Source organism: Oceanobacillus sp. CAU 1775 (assembly GCF_054482815.1).
Window position 1 is genome coordinate 1 of the sequence record NZ_JBTLRO010000008.1, and the last position, 26919, is coordinate 26919.

Genomic DNA, 26919 nt, shown 5'->3' on the forward strand with positions numbered 1-26919 from the left:
TTTGAATAGATTCGACACCGTCGATTCTATGAAAGTTCTTAGCTGTTTATACTCCACTAGAAATTCGCATTCCTACAGAGTTGTTTTAGATAAGAAAACGGGGTTCTCTTATTAAAACGTTTTTGCATCCTCACAATTGTGATTCTGCTTAACATACTGGTTGTTTTGTTCAGTTTTCAAAGAGCAAATATTTTGTCGCCAACTCATTAATGCGACTTTATTAATATAACACGCTAGATAATTTATGTCAACAACTTTTTTAAATCTTTTAAATTGTTTTTATCGCGGTGTTTCAATCAACGATATTTAATTTATCACGTTTAAGATTATTTAGCAAGCATTAATTTACATTAATTTAATAGAATCTCACAAAGCCTTGTCATTGCAATGTTTTACCACTTAATAAAAATGGTGTTTACTAACCGACAATTAGTAAACACCATTCTCCTTCTATATAAACTCTTATTATTTGTTACGCATTTGCGGGAAAAGTAATACATCTCTAATAGATGGTGCATTCGTTAGTAACATAACTAGTCGATCGATTCCGATGCCTAGACCACCTGTTGGAGGTAATCCGTGCTCTAGTGCTTCTAAGAAATCTTCATCCATTAAATGTGCTTCATCATTTCCTGCATCTCTTTCAGCAACTTGTGCTTCGAAACGTCTACGTTGTTCAATAGGATCGTTTAACTCACTAAAAGCATTCGCGTGTTCACGTCTGACAATGAATAACTCAAAACGATCTGTGAAACGGCTATCTTCTTTATTTGTCTTCGCTAATGGTGACACTTCTACTGGGTGACCGTAGATAAATGTTGGTTGAACAAGTGTCTCTTCTACTTTTTGTTCAAAGAATTCATTGAGTACATGGCCAAAAGTCATGTTTGGCTTCACATCTACATTATGTTCTTTTGCAAGTGCGTGAGCTTCTTCATCAGAAAGTTGTTGCCAGAAATCTACTCCCGTTGCTTCTTTAACAGCGTCAGCCATGTGCAACCTCTTCCATCGAGGCTTAAGGTCAATCACATCTTCACCATATGTAATGGTAGTTGTGCCTAAAACTTTTTCTGCAATGTAAGCAACGAGATTTTCCGTTAGTTCCATTATATCGTTGTAATCTGCATAAGCTTCATATAACTCAATCATTGTGAATTCTGGATTGTGACGAGTAGATACTCCTTCGTTACGGAATACTCTTCCTATTTCATATACCTTCTCCATGCCACCTACAACTAAGCGCTTCAGATGCAACTCAATTGCGATTCGCATATAAAGTTCAACATCTAGTGCATTATGATGTGTGACAAACGGTCGGGCTGCTGCACCACCAGGGATACTGTGCATCATTGGTGTTTCCACTTCTAAGAATCCTTCTTTATTAAGATACTCGCGCATCGTTTGGATAATTTTACTACGTAGAATAAATGTCTCTCTACTATCTAAGTTCGTGATTAAATCTAAGTAGCGTTGACGATAACGTTGCTCGACATCTTTTAAGCCATGATATTTCTCTGGTAATGGACGAAGTGCTTTCGTCATTAGTTCCGTTTTTGTTGCTTTAACTGATAGCTCTCCTACATTCGTACGGAAAAGAACACCAGTTACTCCAATTACATCACCTAAATCAAGTGATTTGAAAATCTCATATGCTTCATCACCGATTTCATCCTTTCGTACATAGACTTGGATTTGACCACTCATATCTTGAATATGAGTAAAGCCAGCTTTCCCTTTTCCACGTTTTGTCATGATTCTTCCGGCAATTACTACTTCTGTTTCATTTTCTGCAAGTTCTTCTTTAGATAAGTGATCATAATCCGATACGATTTCTTTCGCAAGATGTGTTCTTGCAAACTTTCCACCAAAAGGATCATGTCCGTTATCAACTAAATCTTTTAGTTTATCGAGACGCACCTGCATTTGTTCTGATATTTCTTCTGACACTTTCATCACTCCTAGCCACATACTTTGTAATAAAATGAATCTATAATAAATTTATGATTACATTCGTTTTTTCCTATTCCTACAATAACACAGAAAAACGTACCAGCAAACACTGGCACACTAATATACATAAAAAAGGAACTAGCAGTTACACACTGCTAATCCCCTTTATTTCATATATTACGCTTCATCGTCAAATTGATAAAGTGCTGTTGAAAGATATCTCTCTCCATTATCTGGTAGGATCGCAAGAACTTTCTTGCCTTTTCCTAGCTCTTTTGCAACTTTGAGCGCTGCAGCTACAGCAGCCCCTGAAGAGATTCCGCCTAAAATACCATTTGTTGTTGCTAATCTACGTGAAGCTGCGAATGCTTCTTCGTTTTCAACTAGAACAACTTCATCGTATATTTCCGTATCCAGAACTTTAGGTACAAATCCTGCACCGATCCCTTGAATTTTATGAGGGGATGGAGATCCGCCTGAAAGAACTGGTGAATCTTTTGGCTCGACAGCATAAAGTTTGACGCCTTCAAAGTTCTCTTTCAATACTTTACCTGCACCAGTTATTGTACCACCAGTACCAATTCCTGAAATGAATGCATCTAAACCATCCGTCATTTGAGCAACGATTTCTTTACCAGTTGTTTCTTCATGAATTTTAGGATTTGCTTCGTTATCAAATTGCTGTGGCATGAAGTAGCCATGCTCATCTCTTAATTCTTCAGCTTTTTTGATTGCACCCTTCATTCCATCTGCACCTGGAGTTAGAACTAACTCCGCTCCATATGCGCGAAGTAAGTTACGGCGTTCTTTACTCATTGTATCTGGCATAACAAGTACTGACTTATAACCTTTTGCACTTGCAACCATTGCAAGCCCAATTCCTGTGTTTCCACTTGTTGGTTCAATAATTGTTGCACCTGGCTTTAGGTCTCCAGACTTCTCAGCTGCTTCAACCATTGCTACTGCAATACGATCTTTTACTGAACTTCCTGGATTCATGAATTCTAATTTAACATATACATCTGCACTATTTTCATCTGTAAGGTTATTCAACTTAACAATTGGTGTTTCTCCAATCAAACCAGTAATATCATTTGCTACTCTCATACTTCCACTTCCAATCCCTAGTATTTTAATATGAATTATATATAATGTATGCTTTTCACAGCATTTTGTCAATGAATACAACCATATTTCATACTTTAAATTGCTAGCTATATAGCGTATGCTTGCCTAATTTGTATTAGAATATATCCACTCAATTTCAGAAGCTTCCCATAAAGGGGCAGTGTTTAATGATAAGTTTTCCTCGCGTAAGGCTAGCTCACTTTTTACATATGGTTTAATTTCATCGAAAGTGAATTCAATCTCAGGTAATTTCTGGTGCAAGTAAATAATTGCCACACCATTACTTGCCACAAAAGGTTCGCTATAGCTATGAGGTTCTAATTCATTTGCGACTTCTTCATAACCTGCTGGGAAAAACTGACTATTGGTATTGATAAAGCCTAAATAACCTTGGGCATCACTTGCTTCATCATCAATCGAATGTTCCCTCGCTAAAAGTTCAAAGGATGCTCCCGCTTCTAATTCATCATAAACTCTTTGTGCTGTCTCCATATTTGGCACAAGAATATGGGAAAGCTGCATTGCTGGGACAAAGTTGTACTGCTTTTCATATTCATCAAAGTAGCTTCGTAACTCTTCTTCTGGAATTGAAATGTCTTCTGTCAGTAAAAATTCAAGCTGGTAACGGTAAATCGTTTCTTTTTCCCACTTTTCCTTTTCTGCAGCAAGCTCTTCTTCTGTTAAGGGACCTTGCATGGATGTGAGATACGCAAGATCTCTTTCGATTACTTTATCGTGGATTTCAATATTTTTTTCTTTTGCTAGTTGGTCGACAAGTTGACGATCAATCATTGACTTGAGCTGTTGCTCGCCTCGTTCTTCGCGAAGAGCTTCCATCCAGTCATTATATGTTATTTCAACTTCTCCAATTGTTGCGACGGCCTCTTTGTCTGTGATGACTGTTTGTCCATCCCCGTCTTCTACTACTACTTCGTCTTTATCTGTAAAAATGAGTGTAGCTATATTAGTAATTAATAAAACTACAATTATCCCCCACAGTAACTTCTTGGACATGCAAGTTTTCCCCTTTTCCTATTGTTTCAGTTCTTCAAGTTCTTCTACAGTAAATGAATACTCCTCATTACAGAAGTGACAGGTTGCATGAGCCCCACCGTCTTCATCGATCATACTTTGAATTTCTTCATTTCCTAGACCACTTACTGCTTGGCCAAGTCTGTCTTTCGAACATTTACAGCGAAATTCGATTGGCATTGATTCTAGAATCTTTAAATTTACATCTTTAAATAGAAGCTCTAGCAATTGTTCTGGTGTATAACCTTTTTCAATTAACGAAGAAATTGCTGGGAAAGCTTGAATTTGTTCTTCTAGTCTTTCAATCACTTCTTCATCAGCACCTGGCATGACTTGAACAATAAATCCGCCTGCAGCTTTAATGGTGTGATCTGTATCTACGAGTACACCTGCACCAACAGCTGAAGGTACTTGTTCAGACGTTGCGAAGTAATAAGTGAAGTCTTCACTGATTTCTCCAGAAACAATTGGTACCTCACCAGTAAAATAATCTTTTAATCCAAGATCTTTTACAACGTTGAGGCTTCCTGATGTTCCTACTGCTCTTGCCACATCTAGTTTCCCTTTATCATTTGTCTCAAAATCAACATGAGGATTCGTTACATAGCCACGTACATGTCCTTTTGCATTTCCATCAGCAATAATTGCACCGATTGGTCCGCCACCTTCAATTTTAATGGTGTTGGAATCTTCGCCTTTCATCATTGCACCCATCATTGCTGTTATTGTAATCGTTCTTCCTAATGCTGCTGAAGCAGTCGCCCAAGTATCCTGGCGTCGTCTCGCTTCCTCGACTGTTCCGGTTGATTTGATCGCATATGCGCGGACCTTACCATCGAAAGCTGTTGCTTTTATTAAATAGTCTTTCATTAAATTTGCTCCCTTACTATTTGTTATTTAACTTATGATAAATAAGATTTAATCCTCTAAGTGTCAAATGACTATCTACTTTTTGAATAGAACTTGATTCCTTTGCGATATGGTTTGCAAGCCCTCCTGTAGCGATAACTTGCGGACTAATCCCTACTTCATTTTTAATCTTTTCAATTATACCATCGACCTGGGAAACATAACCATAATACGCACCTGATTGCATCGCTTCTACCGTAGAACGGCCGATAACCTTTTCTGGACTACTGATATCAATTCTAGGTAATTTAGATGCTTTCGTATATAGCGCCTCTAAGGATATGTTAATTCCTGGTGCTATAATTCCACCATGGTAATTGGCTTGTTCATCTACATAGCAAAAAGTTGTCGCTGTGCCAAAGTCAACGATAATTAATGGTGCACCATATGTTTCAATTGCACTCACTGCATTTACTATACGGTCAGCACCAATTTCTTTTGGATTTGGATAGCTTATCTCAATATAGCTCGTCATATCATGCTCGCCAACAATGACTGGCTCTAAACGAAAATACTCCCTGCACATATTTTGTAAGGCAAACATAATCGGAGGTACAACAGATGAAATAACGACGCCGTTAAAATCACTGAATGAAATGCCCTTATAATCAAATAGATCATGGACAAGCATTCCAAATTCATCCCCTGTTTTATGGCGATCTGTTTTTATTCTCCATTCATATAAAAGTTCATCTTTATCAAAAACTCCCAGTACAGTATGAGTATTACCTATATCTAATACAAATAACATCCAAATCAAACCTTCCTAGTTTTTCTCGTTATAAATATAACATACCTCAAGAATCGGATAAAAGAAATTGACCGTGATTTATCCAACATTTCCTAGGAAATAACAAAAGCAGCCTGAATGTAGAGGGCTGCTTTTGATTGATACTATAATTTTTTATCGTCGTCTTCTTTAATCGTATCTGAAGTTGTTTTTGTTTCGTCAGATTCAGGATGCTGATTTTCTTCCTGTTTCTTCTTCTCAACTTCTTCTTTTACTTCTTCATAGGACTTACCAACTTTGTCTTCTTCTGTTACTTCAGATGTTTCTGTTTCATCCTTTGATTGGATGTTAACTTTTACATCTTCTGCTTCAGCTTCAAGAACTGCTTTATCTACCAATGGTTCTGGCATAACCCCTTTATGGAAAAGAGATTCGATTTCGCGTTGGTCTAGTGTTTCTACTTCAAGAAGTGTTTGTGCGATTAATTCTAACTTATCTTTGTTCTCCGTAAGAATCTTCTTCGCACGTTCATAACAGTAATTAATGAAGTTCTGCATTTCTTTGTCAATTTCATATGCAATCTTCTCACTGTAAGTTTGGCTATTTTGGATATCACGGCCTAGGAATACGTTACCGCCATCTCCACTTGTAAATTGAAGTGGTCCAATCGCATCACTCATTCCATATTCTGTGATCATTTTATGAGCAATTCCTGTTGCACGTTGGAAGTCATTATGTGCACCAGTACTTACTTCTCCAAAGATAACTTCTTCTGCGACACGTCCGCCTAAGAGACCCGTGATTTTATCAAATAGCTCTGGTTTTGTCATGAAGTATCTGTCTTCTCTAGGAAGCATTACAGCATAACCACCAGCTTGACCACGTGGGACAATTGTTACTTTGTGAACGATATCTGCACCATCTAGGACCATTCCGATAACGGTGTGTCCACTCTCATGGTATGCAACAATATTTCTTTCCTTTTCGGAAATGACTCGACTCTTCTTCGCAACTCCCGCAATTACACGGTCTGTTGCTTCATCTACATCATCCGCACTAATATGTTTACGATCATTTCTTGCTGCTACTAGAGCTGCTTCGTTCAATAGGTTTTCTAAATCTGCTCCAGAGAAACCTGGTGTACGTTGAGCAATCGTTTTTAATGATACGGTACTGTCTAACGGTTTGTTCTTCGAGTGTACTTTTAGAACTGCTTCACGACCCTTAACATCAGGGCGATCTACTGTAATCTGTCTGTCAAAACGACCCGGACGTAATAATGCTGGGTCAAGGATATCTGCACGGTTTGTAGCTGCGATAATAATAATTCCTTCGTTTGCTCCAAATCCGTCCATTTCAACTAGTAATTGGTTTAGTGTTTGTTCACGTTCATCGTGTCCTCCACCAAGACCAGCTCCACGTTGACGCCCAACTGCATCAATTTCATCAATGAAAATAATACATGGTGCGTTTTTCTTCGCGTTTTCGAATAGGTCACGTACACGTGATGCACCGACCCCTACAAACATTTCAACGAAGTCTGAACCACTGATAGAGAAGAATGGAGTTCCAGCTTCTCCTGCAACTGCACGTGCTAGTAAAGTTTTACCTGTACCTGGAGGTCCTACTAAAAGAACACCCTTAGGAATTCTGGCACCAACAGCTGAGAATTTACGTGGATCTTTCAGGAAATCAACAACCTCGATTAGTTCCTGTTTCTCTTCATCTGCTCCTGCTACATCTTTGAAACGAACTTTTTGCTTATCTTCTGTGTACATCTTCGCCTTACTCTTACCAAAGTTCATGACACGGCCACCGCCGCCTCCACCTTGTGATTGGCTTAGAATAAATAAGAAGAATAAAGCAATTAATAGGAATGGAACAAGTGTGGTTAAGAATGTAACCCACATACTTGGACGTTCTTCTTCCTCTGCTAACAGCGTACTTTGCTGCCTAGCGATTGTTGTAATCTCAGAAATTAAATCTGTATTATCTGGTACTTGTGCAATAAATGTTTTGTTATTATCATTGAGTTCACCAGTAAAACGGATAATTCCATTTGAAGGCTGATATGTCATCTCTTTGACTTCACCATTATTTAACGCACTTATAAATTGTTCAACATTAAATTGTTCGCTTTCTTCACCTGGTCCATTTAGTACGCCAATTACGCCTATAATTACGAAGAAAATAAGAACCCAGAAGAAAACATTACGAAATACTTGACTCATTACTAACCTCCTCCCACACTGGGAAAAACTATATTACATGGTACCATATGAAAAAGTTTTAATACAACTAATATAGCTTAGAATTTTTATTAATTTTAGATGTTTCTTTTATATAGATGTTTGATGAACGCTTACTCTTCATCTTTTGTATAGATCTCTTCTTTTAACACGCCAATATAAGGTAAATTACGATATCTTTGGTCATAGTCTAAACCGTAACCAACGACAAATTCGTCTGGAACTTCAAAGCCTACATGGTCAGCTTCTATCGCTGCGCTGCGGCCAGATGGTTTATTTAATAGGGTCACAATTTTAATGGAGTTTGCTTTACGATACTTGAAGAGATCGACGAGATAGCTCAGTGTTAATCCACTATCGATGATATCTTCAATGATGAGAAGGTCGCGTCCTTCTACTTTTGTATCTAAATCCTTCACAATTTTTACTTCCCCACTAGATCTTGTTCCACTGCCATAGCTTGATACATCCATAAAATCCATTTCGAGATGTATTTCCATATGACGGACAATATCAGACATAAAAGGCATTGCGCCTCTTAGTACGCCAATTGCCAGAGGGAATCTTCCATCATACTCCTTAGCAAGCTGTGCACCTAGCTCTTCACATTTAGCTTTAATCTCTTCTTCGGTAATTAATATTTCTTTAATATCTTTATGCATACTATCCTTAAGCATGTTATGCCTCCTGTAAACTGCCTATTTCGTATTCTATATAAATGAATGCTTCGTTACTTATCTCTTTACGTAATCCTTTTCTTAAACCAATTAACCAAAGAATTCTTCCTTCGCTATCTACTAGCACTGGCCATGTATCCCTACGCCTTAATGGAACTTTTTCATCAATGAAAATATCTTTTAATTTCTTCGTTCCATTGAGTCCCTTCCAAGTCATACGATCACCTGGTAATCGATTTCTTATTTGAAGTGGGAGTTTGACCTCGCTTGTAGCGATATTGAAGGAAAAGCGATGTTCATTTTGTTGATGTTTCGCTAGATCTACTGTAATTGTTGCACCATCTGGTAATAGCATGCGATCTGGTATTTTAAGTATTTGGTGAAAGGATTGAGATGTTGATTGCTTGGTTTCGAAGTAAAATATTAGTTTATCATATACCTTACAGAGAACTAACGCATTCGGAAAATGTATTTCTGCATTTCCTGCTTCCTGCATAAACAACTTAAAAAACGCTTCTTCATGTGCGTAAGATAACTGGTTTGGCAATGTTTCATATAGATAGTTCAATATTAGATGAAAGGCACGTCTTTGTAAAGATTGGTCGTGCTTTTTAAATAAATTAATTTCCAGTTCCGCTTGTCTATTTTCAGAAGAAAACGTCACTGCATTCTGTACTACTGCTTCTGCTTGCTTTTGTAAAAACCGTTCATCTTCTTGGAGTGTTTCGCTTAAGTGTTGTGCAGTAATATGTATATTGTTATTTTTTTCCTTTAATAAGGGCACAATGTGTTTTCGGTAAAAGTTTCTTGTATAGGTATCTTCAAAATTAGTAGGGTCCGTTCTTACTTCAATTTGATGGTTGGTACAATAGGCTTCTATTTCTGCTTTTGTGACAGCAAGCAAGGGACGAATAATTTCTCCTCCAGCGAAATTTCTTCTAACAGGGATGCCGGAAAACGCAGTTGCAGAAGCGGATCGGACGAGTTTCATCAAGAGGGTTTCTACTTGGTCATCGCCATGATGGCCGAATGCTAGATAATTGCCCCCAAGCTCTTGCATTTTTTCGGAAAAAAATTTGTAGCGCATCTCACGTGCTGCAACTTCGGTACTAACTTTATGTGTTGCTTCATAGGAAGGTACATCAAGTGAGGTACCATGAAATTCTATTTGCCATTTCTTACAAACATCCTCTACATAAGCGAGGTCTTCTTCTGACTTCTTTCCTCTTAGCTGATGATCAACAGAAAGCACGACAAGCTTTAAATTCCACTTTTCACGTCGTTGATAAAGAAAGTGCAGGAGAGCCATTGAATCTGGTCCGCCAGAGACAGCAACTAAAACTTTTGAATTGCTTGTTAAAAGTTGATGTTTATTAATAAATGCTTGTACAGCTTTCTCCATTGCCTTCTCCCCGTTCGCTAATTGTCGATTATTCCTAGTTTAACATGAAAGCTAAATTCTCTTAACTAATAAAGATTGAAAAAAGAATATAAAACATACTTAGTAGAGTAACCCATACCATTTCAAGTGCTCCGTATGATGCCGTTGTTTGTCTGTTAAAATGTTTTGCTTTCTTCCTTTGCATGCTATCTAAAGCACGTTGTAGCTCTCTTTTCATTTGTGCCGCGGTTTTGTACTTGCCACCAAGTGCATTTTTTAATAGATAAGCATAAGGGGTTAATTCACGAACACGATTAATTTTCCTGAATAAATATCTTTCTTTGGCTTGGGTTGGGCGAGAAAAACGTTTTGGGTAGTAAATTTCTAAACATAACATTGCAACTGCAAATAAATCATAGCTAGGTTCTGCTCTTCTTGAACCCATTCCCCAATATCCTCGGTCGTAAAACTCTGTATACTCTTTTATTGCTCGACCAATTTGCGTAATCCCTCCAACATCTACCCAACGCACTTGTGGAGATGGCTTCGCAATAAGTAAATTATCTATTTTTAAATCACCAAATACCCAGCCTGCTTGATGTAAAGCCTCGAGCTTTTCGAGCAGCTGTAAAAGAAGTGGACCTATCCAAACAGAGCCATTCTTTCTAATGAAAGCAGGAATCGTCTCCCCGTGAATATATTCCATAACATAGTAGGAATATGTCGTCCCACCAGGTGCTATCCAATCGTCAACTTCGAATAAAATAGGTCCAAGACGAGTTCCTTGGACCTGTTCCATTGCTTTTAATACATTAACTTCCATGGAGATGGATGTTGATTTATCACTCATTTTAAGAGCGAATCGTTTTTGATTGTTTTGACATAGGTATACGGTTCCTATTGCACCTTCACCGAGTTTACTAATTACTCGATAAGTAGAGCCTTTAAATTTTCCACGAATGATTGTTCCTTGTTTAAGATTAGTAACCTGTTTCTTCAATATCTTGTTCATTGCCATTACGGAAGCTCCTTAACAAGCTTTTTCTTCCAAACTGATACATTGCTTCTTTGATTGCGGGACCAGTAGGGGTGATCCCACCACTTGTAATTTTCGGAAAAACTGCTGAGATCGAATCAAGCTTTGGTGTCCAGTCTAGAACTTTTTGGATACTTTTTCTTTTACCTGGGAAACTATAAATAGCGAAACGGTTTTTCCCAACTCTGGCGTTAAGACTGATAGATAAATCTATTAATGATTCTTTTACCATTTGAAGCTTATGATGCATGCTTGCACTCGTATCTAACAGGATTAGTACATCCAAATCTGTTGTTTCACCAAGTTCTTCTACAACTTCTATGATTTCGCCGCGCTTATCTGGTTCAATATCTTCTAAGGTTTGATTCTTCCCTAAAATCTGTTCCAATTCCTTATTTATAAAACCTTGTATCGTTTGATTCATTGCTTGCTTTGTTACCATCTGTACAGTTTGGGATAATGCCTCGCTATATACAATTTGACTCACGCCTCCCCCTGAGAGTGCAATATCCTCAATTTCCTGAAGACCATGGTTCTCTTCACTTTCATCTGAATCTAAGATACCAATAACATTCACCGTTATCCCTTGATGATAAGCAATTGTAGCAGCTGCGGCTGGATCTTCCCCTTGGTTTGAACAACCATCCGTTAATAGTAAAATTTGTTTTAATGTCCCATTTTTCACGACATCTACCTCCTATTTCTAGTTTTACTAGTTTCACCAGAAAAGAAAGAAGATATACGTTAACCGAGAGCCTTTGTACGGTGAATCGGAATAGATGACCATTTCGGCTTGTTCTTCATTATTTTTGTAACGAGAACTGTCATATCATCATCAATTTCACCTGATCGTGTTCGTATGACCTCTTCTAGTAAAAGATCGGCTATTTCTTGTGGGTCTTCTGTTTTCATTTCTTTTAATTTACGCTTCACCCATAGTTCCGTATTTTCGACATGCTTTGGCCCGTCAAAAATACCGTCACTCATTAAAATAAGCAGGTCGTCCGATTGAAGTTGTTCACTGACTATATCAATATCAACTTCATGAATAATTCCCATTGGTAGATTACTAGCTTCAATTTTTATTAATTCATTGCCTCGCTTGATAAAACTTGGAGCAGCACTTACTTTTAAAAACTTAACCATGGCATGATTTAAATCAAAAACAGCTAAGTCTAATGTTGCGAACATTTCATCCGTTGTGCGTAATGCTAGAATAGAATTGATTGATTTGATTGCTACTTGTTCAGGAATACCAACTTGTAAAATTTGTTGCAGTAAACGTAATGTCTCTTCGCTTTCTTCCTTTGCACGTTTACCATTCCCCATGCCATCACTAATTGCAACGGCAAACTTTCCTTCTCCAAGCTCTATCATTCGGTAACTGTCTCCAGAAATGAACCCGCCACCTCTTGCAGCATTAGCAGCACCTGTTTCTAAAACATATTCTTTTGCAGAACGGAAGGCTAAGTAGCTATACCCATTCGGAAACGGAGAAATCTCCTCTTCTTTCACCACAATTAACTCATTTAAGATATCCGATAAAATTGGTGCGATCACTTTCTCGCCTTCCCCGCGGTAATCGTATATCGATATCGTCATTTCAATATCAACATTTCCTTTATCTAGCTGGTAGATATCTAGCTTTTCTAGTTCGATTCCAAGACTTTTTAATGCTTCAATAATTTGTCGCTCTTGTTTCTCATGGTGTTCTCTTTCTTTAAGGATTTCATTTGCAAAATCATCCATTACCTCAGAGACACCTAATAATTGTTCGGCAACTAAACGTTTGCTCTCTTCCATTTGTTTGCGTAAACGATGATTCGCCATAAAGTAAGTAACTTCTTCTTTCATTACATCGATGACTTGATTTGATTTAACACAATGGTTCTCAAATTCACGCTTCAATTTGCGGTTAAGCTGGTTGTGTTCCGTTAATTCATGCTTCATCGAATCCATCAGTTGGTAGGTCGTATCAAATTCTTTCTTCCAACAACGTTCTTTCATAAAACAACTTTGACAAGATCTTTCCGTTACTTGGCTCAAAAATTGATCCGTATCTCGTTTCTCTTCATTGACTTTCGTTCCAGATTGTCCCGTATCAGAAAAGCTATTTGCTAGTGCATGAAAAACACTAGAAAATTGTTGGACTCTTTTTGAAGTAACGTCTCTCACTTTTTGTAAGTATTGTTGTTGTTCTTTTGTATGTTCTTCTGTACCTGGGATATAACGTGATATATTCGAAAATAAACTTGCTGGAGTTAATAAAAATAAAGTAATCGCAAAAGCTGATTCAATAAGAGAAGCACTTAAGATTGAACTATTTTCATAGATTGTTATTAGAAAAGTACCGACTAGTAGGCCAGTTGACACTCCAATTTTTCTACCTTCCTTCAATAACCCTCCTAGTAATCCAGAAAAAGCAAGAATACTCATTTGATAAAGATTTGCGACATTCGCAAGAGAAAGAATTAATCCAACAACAACCCCAACGGTTGAACCAATTGCCGGCCCACCAACAAATGCAAAAATGAGTACAAAATAACGCGAGAAAATCTGTTCTATTGAAGCATCATAAACTGTCCAACCAATGGTTCCAGTTAAAATGGATGCAATTAAGATAATCATACAAACAATTTCTTCATTTTTTAATGCAGGTTTATAACGTCGTGGTGATAAAAGTGGGAGACTTTGCATAAAGATAAGTACGAGCACTGCCCCTAGTACGCCTTCAACAGAGATTAGCATCCATTCATATGAAGAAATTAAACCATTTATCGAGTAGATAAGGATGCTTGCTAATAATGTTGATAGGGCTACAAGGAATGGTAAAATTATTTTTTCTCTTTTTGTCCGCTTTATTAATGTAGCGAAAACCAGAAAGATAATTGCCGAAAGAAAGATAAATATTGCATGCTGCAGGGAATACGTCCAAGCTCCAAGTGTGATTGCCAATATGGTATGAGGGCTTTTTTTACGTTGGGTCAACCAAACACTAGCTAAGAATGCTAATGCAAAAGGAGAGACCGAGGCAAGAATTACTGCTCGTCCTAGTAAAAAACCTACAATTACTAGAAGAAGTCCCCGTTCGATAAAAAGTATTTTTGCTTTTTCCTTCCATAACTCCGCACGATCCTTTAACGTCCGCTTTCTTCTTACTACATAACCTGACGACTCTACAGATTGTATCAACTCTATCACTCCATTCTTTTCTAATGAGTTAACCACATTGTTTCGTTTTTTGTTGTCAGAATTTAATAGCAAGTCTATTAAATCGTTCGACTCTATTTTAGAAACCGAACAGATTTCAACAAGAAGCATTTATTTTATTTACATTCTTAGAAAGAAGGATAGAATTTTGTTGACACAATGTAAAACCTGCGTTATTATATCATTTGTTGCCCATTTACTAAGATAAATTATCCTAGCGAATGCGTACAACAATCTGGCGGCGTAGCTCAGCTGGCGAGAGCGTTCGGTTCATACCCGAAAGGTCGTGGGTTCGATCCCCTCTGCCGCTATAATACAAAGGTAAAAAAGCCCGTTTAGAAACGTACGAACTGGAATACGGCGTAAGAAGATAAAGGAAACTTGGCGAACGAAGTGAGCCTTAGTTGACTTATCGACTGAAGGCGTATGAAGTTCGATAGTTTCTGGGCTTTTTTACTAGCCGAAATAAAAGCTGAAGGGTGCGTTTAGAGACGTACAAACTGGAGCGCTTCGTAATGAGATAAAGGAAACACAGTGAACGAAGTGAACTGATGTTGACTTATCGATTGGAGAAGTGCGAAGTTTGATAGTCTCTGCACCCTGAAGCTAAACGATATCAAAAGAAAAAAAGACCGTTTAGGGACTTGTAAACTGGACTGCGGTGAAAGAAGATAAAGGAAACACAGTGAACGTAGTGAACTGATGTTGACTTATCGACTGGAAGCGCAGGAAGTTTGCACAGTCCCTGGTCTTTTTTTCTAGATGATACAAAGGTAAAAAAGCCCGTTTAGAAACGTACGAACTGGAATACGGCGTAAGAAGATAAAGGAAACTTGGCGAACGAAGTGAGCCTTAGTTGACTTTCACCACAAGGGTATAAGTGCGACTAAGCCTCTGACTGAAGTCAATCGGCAAGTCTTCTTTATCGACTGAAGGCGTATGAAGTTCGATAGTTTCTGGGCTTTTTTTCTAGACGACACAAAAAGTGAATATGGAGTTGTATTTCAATTCCATACTCACTTTTATTTTCTAACAGCATAAAAAAGAGCAAATTCCTCGTCGGAAAATGCTCTTTTTTTATATAAACAATCGCATGAATAATATACTATTACCGTTCTTCTTTTCCTAGATAAACAATAAAGCAGTAGAATGTCTATTACGACTCTCTACTGCTTTTCTATATTAGAGCATTATGCACTAGATAGTAGACATTTATCCGCGTTTAGCACCTCGACCTCCACGTTTAGACTCGGTGTGCTTTTTAAGAGAGGCTAAGCGGTCCTCTGAATCCTTAAGAAATCGATTCATCTTTGCTTCGAAATTCTCTGTACGTTCTCTCGGGTTAACTTTGCGGACTGGTTTTTCTTTTGCCTTTTTGATAGACAAACCGATTTTACCATCTTTCTCGACATTAATAACCTTAACCTCTACTGTATCACCGACAGTTAAGTGCTCATTAATATCTTTTACATAGTTATCAGCGACCTCACTAATATGAACTAAACCTGTTGTTCCTTTTTCGAGCTCCACAAAAGCCCCGAAATTAGTGATACCTGTAACCTTCCCTTGCAGCTTGCTGCCTACTTCGATTGACATAAAAAAAATGCTCCTCCTTAAAAGATTAAATGTACTTCTCTATCCTATAGTATATGGATGTTCTTATAAAGTGTCAATAAGACGGGTCCTCATCAGGTAGTTTAAAAATCATTTCACCTTTTTTTGTTAGAAAATAGTTGGTTCTTGCGATATCTAAGACATAATCCTCGTCATTCAATAACTCAATTTCTTCCTTTAAAGCTGCTTCCTCTTCCATGAGTTCAGCCAATTCCAGCTCTAGTTGCTGATATTGCTCCGTTTTCTCGGCGTGTAATATCCGTTGATTCCATTGATAAGCAAACATGCCACCAACGATCAACGCTGTCACAATTGAAAATAAAACAAGACGACGAATTAAGCGCTGCTTTTTTCTCTTCTGTCTTTCTATGTATGCGTCATACTGCTGGACATAATTCGAATCTAATTTCGTTACTGTCTTTTTCCTTGTGGACAATGACTTTACCTCCTTCTAAACGTGAGAAACTTTATCTATTTCCTGAATGTACTCTTTATTGTACTATAAAAGCTCTTAAATTTGTGAGAAATTTTCATATTTTTTATTGGCAATGTAGAATAGATAAACTTTCCTAAAAATAAGAAGGGATAAAAGCATATCTTTCCAATTAAAACTACGATAGAAATCACAAGCACGGCGAGTAACTGGATCGGCTTAAAAATCAAAACATATAGGATTCTTTCTATTATAAATAAAACCTTTTTCCCAATCCTAATCAATACTTCCAAGAGGCGTAAATAATATCCTTTTAAAAGTGCTTGGTAAAAAGAAAAGCCGAGTAAACACGCTAAAAAAACATACAGTCTTAACTCTCCTGCATTTACACGGAATAATATATAAAAAATAATTACGGTTTGTAACACCCAAAAGGATATTTCCAATACATATTTGAGTATATTTCTTTTTTTCCAATAGACGGAGAATCTTTGAAAGGTACTTTGAATTATACCCAAATAAACACCACTTAAAACCATAGCAATTATGGTTGCAAATTGTACCGAGAGACTCATCGGAACATCTTACTAAAGAATCCTTTAGTTTTCTCCCCTTGTGTTTCATCAATATAGGAAAGTTCATATATTTTTCCTTTAATAATTACTTTGCCAGCATTTACATCAAGGCTCTTCAACTGCAAGTGTTCTCCGCGGATAATCATATACCCTTGAATTGTTTCTAATAAGAATTCTTCATTATCAAAACTATCTACTTCTTTAACACCAGTTATTTCAAGATTTTTACGGTTCACTAGTTCTACTTTATGATCTCTTTCCGTACGATTACTACCTGCAAGATTATTAAATTCATTCATAGAAAAACCCTCCTTCTTCATTTTAATTTATGAGAGGAGGGACGAGCATAGAACTATTTTTCGATATTCTCTTCTTTCAGAACCGTGTATAACATGCTTGCTTCATCTTTTCGAACAGTTTCTCTCGTATCATTCACTTTGACAGTAACAAGCTTTTGCCCAAAACGAATGGTCATCGTATCTCCTGGCATAACTGTTGTCGAAGCTTTTGCTTGCTGATCATTAATTGTGATTCTTCCTTGATCAGCTACTTCCTTCGCCAATGTCCGCCTTTTAATTAAGCGTGATATTTTCAAAAATTTATCTAATCGCATCTTTACATCCCTCTTTCCTTTGCTTCATCCCAATATTTATCCATTTCTTCAAGTGTACTTTCTTCTACAGTTTTTCCTTCGCGTTCTATTGCTTCTTCTACATAATTGAATCTAGAAAAGAATTTATTATTTGTACTGTTTAAAGCTATCTCTGGATTTATTTTATAAAATCGCATTAAATTTACTAGAACAAATAATACATCTCCAAATTCATCTTCCATTTCCGCTGCATTCTGATTTTCAATTGCAACCTTTACTTCAGCAATTTCTTCTTCTAACTTGTCCCAAATGGAAGTTACTTCCTTCCAATCAAATCCGACTTTGGCAGCTTTGTGTTGAAGTTTATAAGCTTTTGCTAATGCTGGAAGATGTTTTGGTATGCCATCAAGAATTGTGTGGTTTTCTTTTCCATTCTCCTGCTTCTTCAAAGCATCCCAGTTCGTAAGCACTTCATCGACTGAATCAACTTTTTTCTTATCAAAGACATGTGGATGGCGATGAATCATTTTTTTCGTAATCGATGCTATCACGTCATCAATTGAAAAGTATCCGGCATCGTCACCAATTTGACTATGCAGCAAGACATGTAATAGTAAGTCACCTAACTCTTCAATAATATTATCATCATCTTCATTATCAATCGCATCAATTAATTCATATACTTCCTCAATCACATGCTCTCTAAGAGATGCATGGGTTTGTTTTCGATCCCAAGGGCAGCCTTCTGGAGATCTTAAGATTTGAATCACTTCGACAATCCTTGAAAATTTATGATCCAACAATTCATGAGCAATTGGTGGGACGTAGACACTCGTTAAATTATTTATTTCGACGGAATGATCGAGTTCTTCAAGTGGAAGTTTTACAATTTTTTCTTGTTCTGTGCCCGCTGCTTCAATAATCGTCACTTCATAATCTGCAGGTAAATCCTCTAGTAAAGTTAATTTTACATCGGATGCTATAAATTGATCATACACTTGGCAAAAAATAAGATGCTGTTCGTAATTTAAGTGGCGCCTCTCAAAGCTTGTCCCGTCGACAAACTGAAATCCATCAATTGGATCGATTTTTAACGAAGTGAAAAGGTCATCCAAATAGCTTTGTCCACCGATAATTTCAACCTCAATATCTGCTTCCAATAAAAGCTGGACTGTTTTCTCAGCAAGCATTGGGTGACCTGGTACTGTATAGATAATTGGTGCCTTTTTAGCTTTTTCAATTAACGTCTGTACGATATTTTCGTATACAGTTGAAAATTGATCTTCTGCTTCGTATAAGGAATCAAAGGAAGTAAACTGAATTCCTTCTGTTTGTAATGTTTGAATAACGGGATGGTCGAGTGTTCTTGTATAAATTGTCGCGTCGGTACTTTTTAGTTTTCGATAAATGCCCAACGAGAGCTGATCGATATCTCCCGCTCCTAATCCTATAACCTCTATTCGACTCATTGTATTCTCTCCTTAGGTGATTAAAACTTCATTGTTTAAATTGGATCTATTTTTTCTTTACTCGTGCTATGCTTATCCATATTCGAGCGAGTGGTAGCATGCTGATTTCTTCTTTTGTAAAGACACGGCTGCGAAGTAAGAGTAGAAGATAAATAATTGCTCCGATGCTTGCGACGAATAAAACGTAAATAAATGCTTCTCCTCTGCTAAGTTCTGATGGCATAAAGAAATCAACGAAGAAAATAAAAAGCATCATTCCGCCTGTCGCAAAAAGTAAGCTTCGCCAATTAACCTGCTTCACTAGTGCAAGATTTGGGAGTTTCCGTTTTAATTCGGCGCTAACTAGTATTAATAAAACAAGTAAACTTAAGACGGTAGCGAACGCACTCCCTGTAATGCCTAATATCGGTACAAGTAATAAATTGCTCAACCATTTGATACCAAGTGTTATTAAGATAAAGGCTGCCGTTCTTTTGACGTAACCAAGTCCTTGTAAAATTGTTGCAACGGTTATTACTAATGCACTTAATAAAATTGCCAATACAAGAATTCGTAAGTCTGATGTCCCCTTAGTATCTTGAAAGAGTAGCAAATTGGCTTCTGGCATTATCATAATCAAACCAACTGTCGCACCAACTGCTAAATAAAAGCCAATGGCTATTCCACTTCTAATTTTCTCATAAAAATCTTCCGTGTTTTCTTTTAATCGTTTTTTAGAAAGTGTAGGTATCATTGCTAATGCAAAAGATGAACCAAGGACTGTTCCTAACTGAATGAGCGGTTGTCCACGATCTAGCACACCTTTCGCTTCCATTGCCTCTACCTTTGATAACCCGGATTCCATTAGAGCTGGTAACAATGTAAATGTGTCGGCTAGCTGTAATAATAATAAAACCATATGATTTAAAGATGCAATTAATCCAAATACGACAACCGTTCCAATATAATTCTTCCACGGAATAGAATGTTTTATCGTAGATGGTCTAGGGCTCTTTTTTACAAATAGAGCTAAGATAATAATTGCTGCGATTCCAGCAATTAGACTTGCGACGGCCGCTCCCTCTCCTATTAAATAGAGGCTTGCATCGGTTGTACTTACATAAATAGCTAAGAAAATAATAATCAATACCCGAATGAGTTGCTCACCCATTTGGGAGTAAGCTGTTGGCTTCATTTCAAATTGACCTTGGAAAGTCCCTCTTAACAAAGATGTAAATGGAATGACCAAGAGACTTAAGGCAACCAATTGGTAGGCTCTTGTTAGTTCGATATCTCCTACAATAATTGCTAATTTATCTGCAAAAATAAACAGAAAAATAGTAATGAGACCTATCACAACACTAAGAATCGTGAAAATTGGTAAGTAAAAACTTCTAAAAGAAAGCATCTGACCGTTCGCTTTTGTATCTGCAGTTAACTTTGATATGGCAGCTGGAAAACCATATAATGCGAGGATGAGTGCCATTCCTAATAATGGATAAACCTGCTGGTAAATATAAAAACCAATATCTCCTGTTAGGTTTTGCAATGGTATGCGATAACCAGCACTCAAAACCTTCCCGATTAACCCTGCTAAAGTTAATAAGAAAGCACCCTTCACCCAACCAGTTGTTTCTCTCTTCACCATATCATGCGTCCTTTTTCCGTATCCAAATATACTATATTATATCACACAGACAAATGAACAAAAGCGAGAGCAAAGATAGCAGTGATTAAGATCCTGAAAATGAAAAAATAGAATCCCCTCTTTCGGAAATTCTAACTTTTGTAATGGATCTACATAGGAATGTAGCCCTTTGTTAAATAAATAAAAATAAGGACAGGAACAAAACTAAATACCATTACCACATTGCATATCAACAAATACTTACTTTTCGCTAAGTATCCTAAAAAAGCGCCGACTGGATTAAGAATAAAGGTTAAAATTCCGTAAGGCTCTTGGATGTCAAAAACCAAATAGGGAACCCATGAAATAATGCCAAGAATGAAACAAAGGAATGATAGATAAAAAAATAACTTTGTTCGAAAAGTGATTTTATTCATTTCTTCTGATCTCCATTCTTATCCTAATGGAATCTTAAATGCTTCCTTTAAATTTCTGGATCATCTCAAAAGGTTAAGAATCTAAGCTCTCTTTTTTCTCCAATAATTAAATACACCTACAAGTCCAATTGTAATTAACACCGTCATAGCAGTCACGTGAAAAACTGACTTAAATGTATAGCTTAGCGAGTCCATATTACTTACCGATGCAGAACCCAAAACAAAGAACATAATGACGGCTAACAACAATCTATTTTTCATATTTTACCTAACACAAAAGGCATTACCATCATCACAAAAGAACCGAAAACCAATGTGAGAAAAACAGGTTTTGGAAGTTTTAATCTGCCTTTTCCTTTATACCATCCTGAAAATTGAAATTTATTTCTGTATAGGACAAAAAGCAATAAAAGTATAGCTATCCCACCAAGCCAAGTATAACGTTCCGCAACCTCAAGAAATCGATATATACTTCCTAAAACTACCCATCCTATTGTGCCTAAAAGCGCAAATATAATAATAATCCGAAGTAACTCTAACGTAGTTCTCATTTTTACCCCCTAATAAAAATGATCCGCTTTTAATTTCAAATTATATCACGGATATCTGAATATTTCATCTAATAATTGATCAATAGCTCCATTAAAAAAAGAGACATAAACAATGTATGTTCATGCCTCTTGTATCATTCCGTTATTCCATTTGTTTGCCTAAAAATACAGCTGCTGTTTCACTCACTTTTTGTTCCATTTCCGTTAGTTTAGCTTCTTCTGAGAAGAGAAGGATACAACCAATCGGATCACCATTTGCGATAATTGGGACGAGACAATAGGAACTGAGCGTTAACTCCTTGTTTTGAAGAACCTCTATACTTTCCTTTTCTGTCTTCATTAACTGTGATCTACTCTCAATTGCTTTTGTTATATCTGTGCCTATTGTTTTATTTAAAAATTCTTTTTTTGATTTTCCTGCGACAGCAATTACATCATCCCTGTCACAAATAAGTACTGGTGTTTTTAAGGATTCAAAAAGTGCTTCTGCGTATTCTTGGGCAAATTGACCAAGCTCACTTATCGGGGAGTATTTCTTTAGAATAACTTCGCCATCTCGATCAACAAAAATTTCTAAAGGATCGCCTTCGCGAATCTTTAATGTTCTTCTGATTTCTTTAGGAATAACTACTCTTCCTAAATCATCAATTCTTCTTACAATCCCAGTTGCTTTCATATCTAGTTGCCTCACTTTCTAATGAAAATCACATGGTTGTATGTATCTGTCCTGTGATTCTCATCAGTTATAGGTTTAGTATGAAGCAACTTGGTAGAAATATACATTCATCCCGAAAAGATTATGCTTTTCGATTTACTTCCGCTAGTTTTTTGATAAAGTTCTCTGCCACCTCAAAACGTTGATGCTTGGTTTCATTCGTCCAGGTGATTACAATTTTTAATTTTGTATTTTCTGTACCTAGATTAATGTTACGGCCAAATTCATTTGCTGCTTCGAATAATTTTGCCCCATCAATTTTTTGGCTGCGATCATCTTCTATTAATAGTTCTAACTTTCTTGGTTTTTCCGTTATCGCTTCGACTCTTTCTCTGCGCCCATAAAATCTGAGCTTCGAGGCTATAAATAAATTCTCTACTTCTTCTGGATATTCTCCGTAGCGGTCGATTAATTCATCTTGTAAGTCGATAATGTCCTCTTCAGACTCAATCGTTTGGAAAAGCTTATAGATATCAATTTTTTGCTTCTCATCGGCAATATATTCTTCAGGAATATAGGCATCAATCTTCAAGGAGATCTCTGGTTCAAACGGAACAATATCCTCAATGACTTTTCCTGTCTTTCTTGCTTCAATTGCCTCTCGAAGCATTTTCGAATACAAGTCATACCCGACAGAATCAATAAATCCATGTTGTTGAGAACCGAGTAGATTCCCTGCTCCACGGATGGATAAATCCCGCATAGCAATTTTGAAGCCTGAACCAAGCTCCGTAAATTCTTTTATTGCTTGTAATCTTTTTTCTGCAACTTCACTTAATATTTTCTGTTGTTTGTAAGTAAAGTATGCATAGGCAATTCGATTTGAACGGCCAACTCGACCACGAAGCTGATACAACTGACTAAGCCCCATACGATCTGCATCACTAACAATTAAGGTGTTTACATTCGGAATGTCGACACCTGTTTCAATAATCGTTGTACTTACTAAAACATCCGATTCACCTTCAAGGAACCCGAGAATGACATTTTCTAGTTCTGATTCATTCATCTGACCATGAGCAACAGCGATTCGAGCCCCGTCCACCAATAAGCCGATATCTCGGGCAACTTTATCAATGTTCTCCACGCGGTTATATAAGAAGAATGTCTGTCCACCCCTTGCCATCTCGCGCTCAATTGCTTCACGAACAAGAATTGGGTTGTATTCCATTACATAAGTTTGGATTGGGAAACGGTTTTCTGGTGGTGTCTCAATAACAGAAAGATCTCTTACACCTAACATTGACATATGCAACGTTCTTGGAATAGGAGTAGCCGTTAATGTCAGCACATCTACATTCGTTTTAATTTGTTTAATTTTTTCCTTATGTTTTACTCCGAATCGCTGCTCTTCGTCAACGATAAGAAGGCCTAGATCCTTATAGACAACATCTTTTGATAATAAACGATGTGTCCCTACAACAATATCAACTGTTCCTTTTCTTAAACCATTCAATGTTTCTGTTTGCTGTTTACGTGAACGGAATCTACTTAATAATCCAATGTTAATCGCATGATCCTGAAACCTTTCGCGAATGGTTTCATAATGCTGTTGGGCTAAAATTGTTGTTGGAACAAGAAAAGCTACTTGCTTTCCATCAGCAATGGCTTTAAATGCTGCACGAATAGCGACTTCTGTTTTCCCATAACCAACATCACCACAAAGCAAGCGATCCATTGGGCGCGCTCTTTCCATATCCTCTTTGATCTCTTGAATACAACGGAGCTGGTCTTCTGTTTCTTGATAAGGGAAGGATGCTTCAAATTCGCGTTGCATTTCTGAGTCAGGTGAGAAGGCATACCCTTGCTGAGCTTCGCGGTCTGCATATAATTTAATTAAATCATCCGCAATATCTTCAACAGTTGATGCAACTCGTTTCTTGACCTTGGCCCATTCAGACCCACCAAGTTTATAAACCTTTGGCTCTTTCCCTTCAGAACCAACAAACTTCTGCACGAGATCAATCTGATCAATCGGAACAAATAACTTATCATCTCCTGAATAACGAACGAGCATATAATCATTATGCATACCGTTCATTTCCAGTGTTTCAATTCCTAAGTATTTACCAACACCATGGTTTGCATGAACAACATAATCACCAACACTTAATTCTTGGTAACTTTTAATTCGTTCAGCATTGGAAATTTTCTGTGGCTTACGTTTACGTTTTGCCTGTTTCTTAAAGAGTTCATTTTCCGTTATAATAACAAGCTTATGCATCGGTAATTCAATACCACTTGTAATATTTCCTGTCGTAATTGTAGGAATAGATACAGGCAGGTTAATACTTTTAGACACTGCAGCTTCAATTTGATAATCCGCAAGAATCGATTGAATCCGTTCTGCACGCTTTGCTGTAGGCGCTAAAATTAATACAGAAAATCCACCCTTTTCCCAGCGCTGTAATTCATTTTTAAATAAGTGCATTTGTCCGTGAAATTCCTGCATCGCACGGGAGGATAGATTAATAATATTTTGTGGCTGGGTATTAGGAATATGACGCAAGAAAACAGACATATATATCCGCTGTTGCTTCATTTTTTCCAGGACCGTTAACCAATCAAAGGAAAAACTACTTCCCTTAACCATTTTATTCGCTTCAAGTAAACTGCTATACCACTCTGCTTCTTCCGCATCAAGGTTTGTAGCAGTCTCTTGAATTCGACTCATTTCTTCTAAAATAATTAAGCCGTCTTTCGATAGATAATCTAGTAAACTTGCAGGTTCCTTATACAAGAACTCGATATATTTATACATCTCTTGAAATCTTTCCATCGCCTTTAGTCGGTCAATGTCATATTCCACCGTCTCCAAAAGTTCTGTTTTTGCTTCTTTGGAAGTTTTATTTTTCAAGCTCTCTGCTAAAGCTTTTTCAATACGCTCAATAGCAGAATGCATATCTTCTTCTGTTAATAGTAATTCTGTTGCAGGCCCTACGACAATTTCTCCGACTCTCTCTAATGATCGCTGCGTATCTGCATCAAAATATCTAATTGAATCAATTTCCACATCGAATAATTCAATCCGTACAGGGTGCTTCTCGTCGAGTGGGTAAATATCTATAATTCCACCACGTTGACTAAACTCACCTGGCCTTGTAACCATTGAGGCATGTTCATAGCCCATTTCTACTAAGGATAAGAGATATTTATCCACATCAATCTCTTCTCCGTCTGTAAAGTTTAATTGATATTTTGACCAATATTCGGGCTTAGGTAAGATTCTTTTTAAAGCTGCTACAGGTGCGATTAATATGCCTGAATCTTTCTCAGACCACGCAGTTAAAGCCTCAATCCTCTGGCTTCGTAGCTCAGGGCTTGAGGTTGCGATTTCTGATGCAATTAATTCATTCACAGGGTAAAGGTAAACATGGTCATCTGTTGTTAACTCTACTAAGTCATCATATAACTGCTGTGCTTGAATGAGTTGGTGTGTAACCAATAATACTGGACGTTTCATGGATTGGTTTATAACCGAAACAAGCATACTTCGAGCAGAACCGGATAGTCCTGCAACAAGCTGCTCCTTCATTCCATTGGATATTCCCTGAAGAATTGACTGGATATCCTCTTTAGATTGTAAAAACTCATTAATTCCCTTCATGTTAAACCCCTCTTAATTCACGAAAAAATGCTTTGGTTCTATAACCAAAGCTAAATCTATTATTTTATTGTAGATGAACATATGGTGAAAAAGGATGACCTTCCTCACCAATTGGAGCTCTATTCTATTGTATGAAATAATCCAATTCATGATAATGTGGATGAAGCATAAGGGCTTCTTCACATTGTTCACAAATCGCATAAACCAATAAGTCACCATTTGATTGATATTTTAACATTGCTTCTTTTTCTTCTCGAGATAGTTCTGCGATTCCCAGAATTGCTTCATCTAAAACATTTTCTTCAAGTGTCCCTATCGACTGATTGCAATGCCTGCATTGGTAAACAACCGCCATACCTTATACCTCCTCAGAACTCACTCTATACCTTCTATAAAGTTTATCCGAATCAGTATCATTTATACGCCGGTTTAAAGGTTTAACTATTATATGCATTCATTACATCAAGAAATGCCTTTCCGCTAAGCCATTCTTCACAAGCATCGGCAGACTTCTCGATACTATCTGTAATGATTTCTTTTTCGGTCTTATCAAACTTACCTAAAACATAATCCACGACTGCCATTGCAGTTGTTGGTCGACCAACGCCAAAACGAATCCGATTGAATTCTTTCGTACCTAAGTGGTCAATTAAAGAGCGCATGCCATTATGTCCACCATGGCCGCCTTTGGTACGCAAACGAATTTTTCCTGGGCCCAAGTCAAGATCATCATAAATCACTAAAATATCCTCTAAATCGATATTATAGTAATCAACTAATGGGCGCACGGATTCACCTGATAAATTCATAAATGTCTGAGGCTGAAGTAAAATAACCTTCTCCCCTTCGAAAATCTCCATCGCATAGTCACCATTAAACTTCTTTTTATCCAATTTCCAACGATGGCGATCAAGTAGTTCATCAACGACCATAAACCCTACGTTATGTCGTGTCTTCGCATATTTTCTTCCTGGATTACCTAGACCAATTATACATTTCATTAGATTACTTCCTTATT

General features: G+C 37.2%; 24 protein-coding genes and 1 tRNA gene. 1 reads left to right on the plus strand and 24 read right to left on the minus strand.

All coding sequences use genetic code 11. The features are described 5' to 3' along the window. Nucleotides 1–465: 465 nt before the first annotated feature. The 11 genes from lysS to spoIIE all read right to left on the minus strand — a co-directional run bounded on the left by lysS (nt 466) and on the right by spoIIE (nt 14293). Nucleotides 466–1953 carry a lysine--tRNA ligase gene (gene lysS, locus ACXYMZ_RS13180; RefSeq protein WP_458948878.1) on the minus strand — a complete coding sequence of 496 codons (1488 nt, stop codon included), beginning with the start codon at nt 1951–1953 and terminating at the stop codon, nt 466–468. A 174-nt stretch (nt 1954–2127) separates the two neighbouring features. Further along, nucleotides 2128–3057, minus strand: coding sequence for a cysteine synthase A (cysK, locus tag ACXYMZ_RS13185; RefSeq protein WP_458948879.1), 930 nt, complete (start codon nt 3055–3057; stop codon nt 2128–2130). 126 nt (nt 3058–3183) lie between these two features. Further along, nucleotides 3184–4092, minus strand: a complete 909-nt coding sequence (locus ACXYMZ_RS13190; protein WP_458948880.1) for a peptidylprolyl isomerase — start codon at nt 4090–4092, stop codon at nt 3184–3186. Between the two features lie 18 nt (nt 4093–4110). Beyond that, nucleotides 4111–4980 carry an Hsp33 family molecular chaperone HslO gene (gene hslO, locus ACXYMZ_RS13195; protein ID WP_458948881.1) on the minus strand — a complete coding sequence of 290 codons (870 nt, stop codon included), beginning with the start codon at nt 4978–4980 and terminating at the stop codon, nt 4111–4113. Nucleotides 4981–4996: 16 nt separating this feature from the next. Then, nucleotides 4997–5770 (minus strand): type III pantothenate kinase, encoded by a 774-nt coding sequence (locus ACXYMZ_RS13200; RefSeq protein WP_458948882.1) that lies wholly within the window; start codon nt 5768–5770, stop codon nt 4997–4999. Between the two features lie 143 nt (nt 5771–5913). Continuing rightward, nucleotides 5914–7980: an ATP-dependent zinc metalloprotease FtsH gene (ftsH, locus tag ACXYMZ_RS13205; protein ID WP_458948883.1), complete on the minus strand. Its 2067-nt coding sequence runs from the start codon at nt 7978–7980 to the stop codon at nt 5914–5916. A gap of 131 nt (nt 7981–8111) precedes the next feature. Beyond that, nucleotides 8112–8660: a hypoxanthine phosphoribosyltransferase gene (gene hpt, locus ACXYMZ_RS13210; protein ID WP_458948988.1), complete on the minus strand. Its 549-nt coding sequence runs from the start codon at nt 8658–8660 to the stop codon at nt 8112–8114. Between the two features lie 16 nt (nt 8661–8676). Beyond that, nucleotides 8677–10077 (minus strand): tRNA lysidine(34) synthetase TilS, encoded by a 1401-nt coding sequence (tilS, locus tag ACXYMZ_RS13215; protein WP_458948884.1) that lies wholly within the window; start codon nt 10075–10077, stop codon nt 8677–8679. 61 nt (nt 10078–10138) lie between these two features. Then, nucleotides 10139–11074, minus strand: a complete 936-nt coding sequence (locus ACXYMZ_RS13220) for a protein kinase domain-containing protein (RefSeq protein ID WP_458948885.1) — start codon at nt 11072–11074, stop codon at nt 10139–10141. Further along, nucleotides 11037–11777, minus strand: coding sequence for a vWA domain-containing protein (locus ACXYMZ_RS13225; protein WP_458948886.1), 741 nt, complete (start codon nt 11775–11777; stop codon nt 11037–11039). The genes ACXYMZ_RS13220 and ACXYMZ_RS13225 overlap by 38 nt, the downstream gene beginning before the upstream one ends. A gap of 59 nt (nt 11778–11836) precedes the next feature. Then, nucleotides 11837–14293 (minus strand): stage II sporulation protein E, encoded by a 2457-nt coding sequence (gene spoIIE, locus ACXYMZ_RS13230; RefSeq protein ID WP_458948989.1) that lies wholly within the window; start codon nt 14291–14293, stop codon nt 11837–11839. Nucleotides 14294–14539: 246 nt separating this feature from the next. Between spoIIE and ACXYMZ_RS13235 the strand changes: the two genes are divergently transcribed. After that, nucleotides 14540–14613, plus strand: a tRNA-Met gene (locus tag ACXYMZ_RS13235). Nucleotides 14614–15514: 901 nt separating this feature from the next. On the opposite strand, the gene ACXYMZ_RS13240 is transcribed toward ACXYMZ_RS13235, so the two are convergent. From ACXYMZ_RS13240 to pth, 13 genes are all read right to left on the minus strand, one after another. Next, nucleotides 15515–15898 (minus strand): S1 domain-containing RNA-binding protein, encoded by a 384-nt coding sequence (locus tag ACXYMZ_RS13240; protein ID WP_458948887.1) that lies wholly within the window; start codon nt 15896–15898, stop codon nt 15515–15517. A 73-nt stretch (nt 15899–15971) separates the two neighbouring features. Continuing rightward, on the minus strand, nt 15972–16352 hold the full coding sequence (locus tag ACXYMZ_RS13245; RefSeq protein ID WP_458948888.1) for an FtsB family cell division protein: 381 nt from the start codon (nt 16350–16352) through the stop codon (nt 15972–15974). 35 nt (nt 16353–16387) lie between these two features. Next, on the minus strand, nt 16388–16924 hold the full coding sequence (yabQ, locus tag ACXYMZ_RS13250) for a spore cortex biosynthesis protein YabQ (protein ID WP_458948889.1): 537 nt from the start codon (nt 16922–16924) through the stop codon (nt 16388–16390). Further along, on the minus strand, nt 16921–17223 hold the full coding sequence (gene yabP, locus ACXYMZ_RS13255; protein ID WP_458948890.1) for a sporulation protein YabP: 303 nt from the start codon (nt 17221–17223) through the stop codon (nt 16921–16923). The genes yabQ and yabP overlap by 4 nt, the downstream gene beginning before the upstream one ends. 53 nt (nt 17224–17276) lie before the next feature. Next, a complete protein-coding gene (locus tag ACXYMZ_RS13260) occupies nt 17277–17537 on the minus strand; it encodes an RNA-binding S4 domain-containing protein (protein WP_458948891.1) in 261 nt (86 codons plus the stop codon). Between the two features lie 2 nt (nt 17538–17539). Further along, nucleotides 17540–18985 (minus strand): bifunctional methyltransferase/pyrophosphohydrolase YabN, encoded by a 1446-nt coding sequence (gene yabN / locus ACXYMZ_RS13265; RefSeq protein ID WP_458948892.1) that lies wholly within the window; start codon nt 18983–18985, stop codon nt 17540–17542. Nucleotides 18986–19031: 46 nt separating this feature from the next. Then, nucleotides 19032–20612, minus strand: coding sequence for a putative polysaccharide biosynthesis protein (locus ACXYMZ_RS13270; RefSeq protein ID WP_458948893.1), 1581 nt, complete (start codon nt 20610–20612; stop codon nt 19032–19034). 497 nt (nt 20613–21109) lie between these two features. Beyond that, entirely contained in the window at nt 21110–21289 is a 180-nt protein-coding gene (locus ACXYMZ_RS13275; protein ID WP_458948894.1) for a hypothetical protein, read from the minus strand. Continuing rightward, the gene (locus tag ACXYMZ_RS13280; RefSeq protein ID WP_458948895.1) at nt 21286–21579 is read right to left on the minus strand and encodes a hypothetical protein; all 294 of its coding nucleotides are present in this window, start codon (nt 21577–21579) and stop codon (nt 21286–21288) included. The genes ACXYMZ_RS13275 and ACXYMZ_RS13280 overlap by 4 nt, the downstream gene beginning before the upstream one ends. A 142-nt stretch (nt 21580–21721) precedes the next feature. Further along, nucleotides 21722–22255 (minus strand): stage V sporulation protein T, encoded by a 534-nt coding sequence (spoVT, locus tag ACXYMZ_RS13285; protein WP_458948896.1) that lies wholly within the window; start codon nt 22253–22255, stop codon nt 21722–21724. A gap of 121 nt (nt 22256–22376) precedes the next feature. Then, nucleotides 22377–25901 (minus strand): transcription-repair coupling factor, encoded by a 3525-nt coding sequence (gene mfd / locus ACXYMZ_RS13290; protein ID WP_458948897.1) that lies wholly within the window; start codon nt 25899–25901, stop codon nt 22377–22379. Nucleotides 25902–26025: 124 nt separating this feature from the next. Next, on the minus strand, nt 26026–26256 hold the full coding sequence (locus tag ACXYMZ_RS13295) for an anti-sigma-F factor Fin (protein ID WP_458948898.1): 231 nt from the start codon (nt 26254–26256) through the stop codon (nt 26026–26028). An 82-nt stretch (nt 26257–26338) separates the two neighbouring features. Next, the gene (gene pth / locus ACXYMZ_RS13300; protein ID WP_458948899.1) at nt 26339–26902 is read right to left on the minus strand and encodes an aminoacyl-tRNA hydrolase; all 564 of its coding nucleotides are present in this window, start codon (nt 26900–26902) and stop codon (nt 26339–26341) included. Nucleotides 26903–26919: the final 17 nt, after the last annotated feature.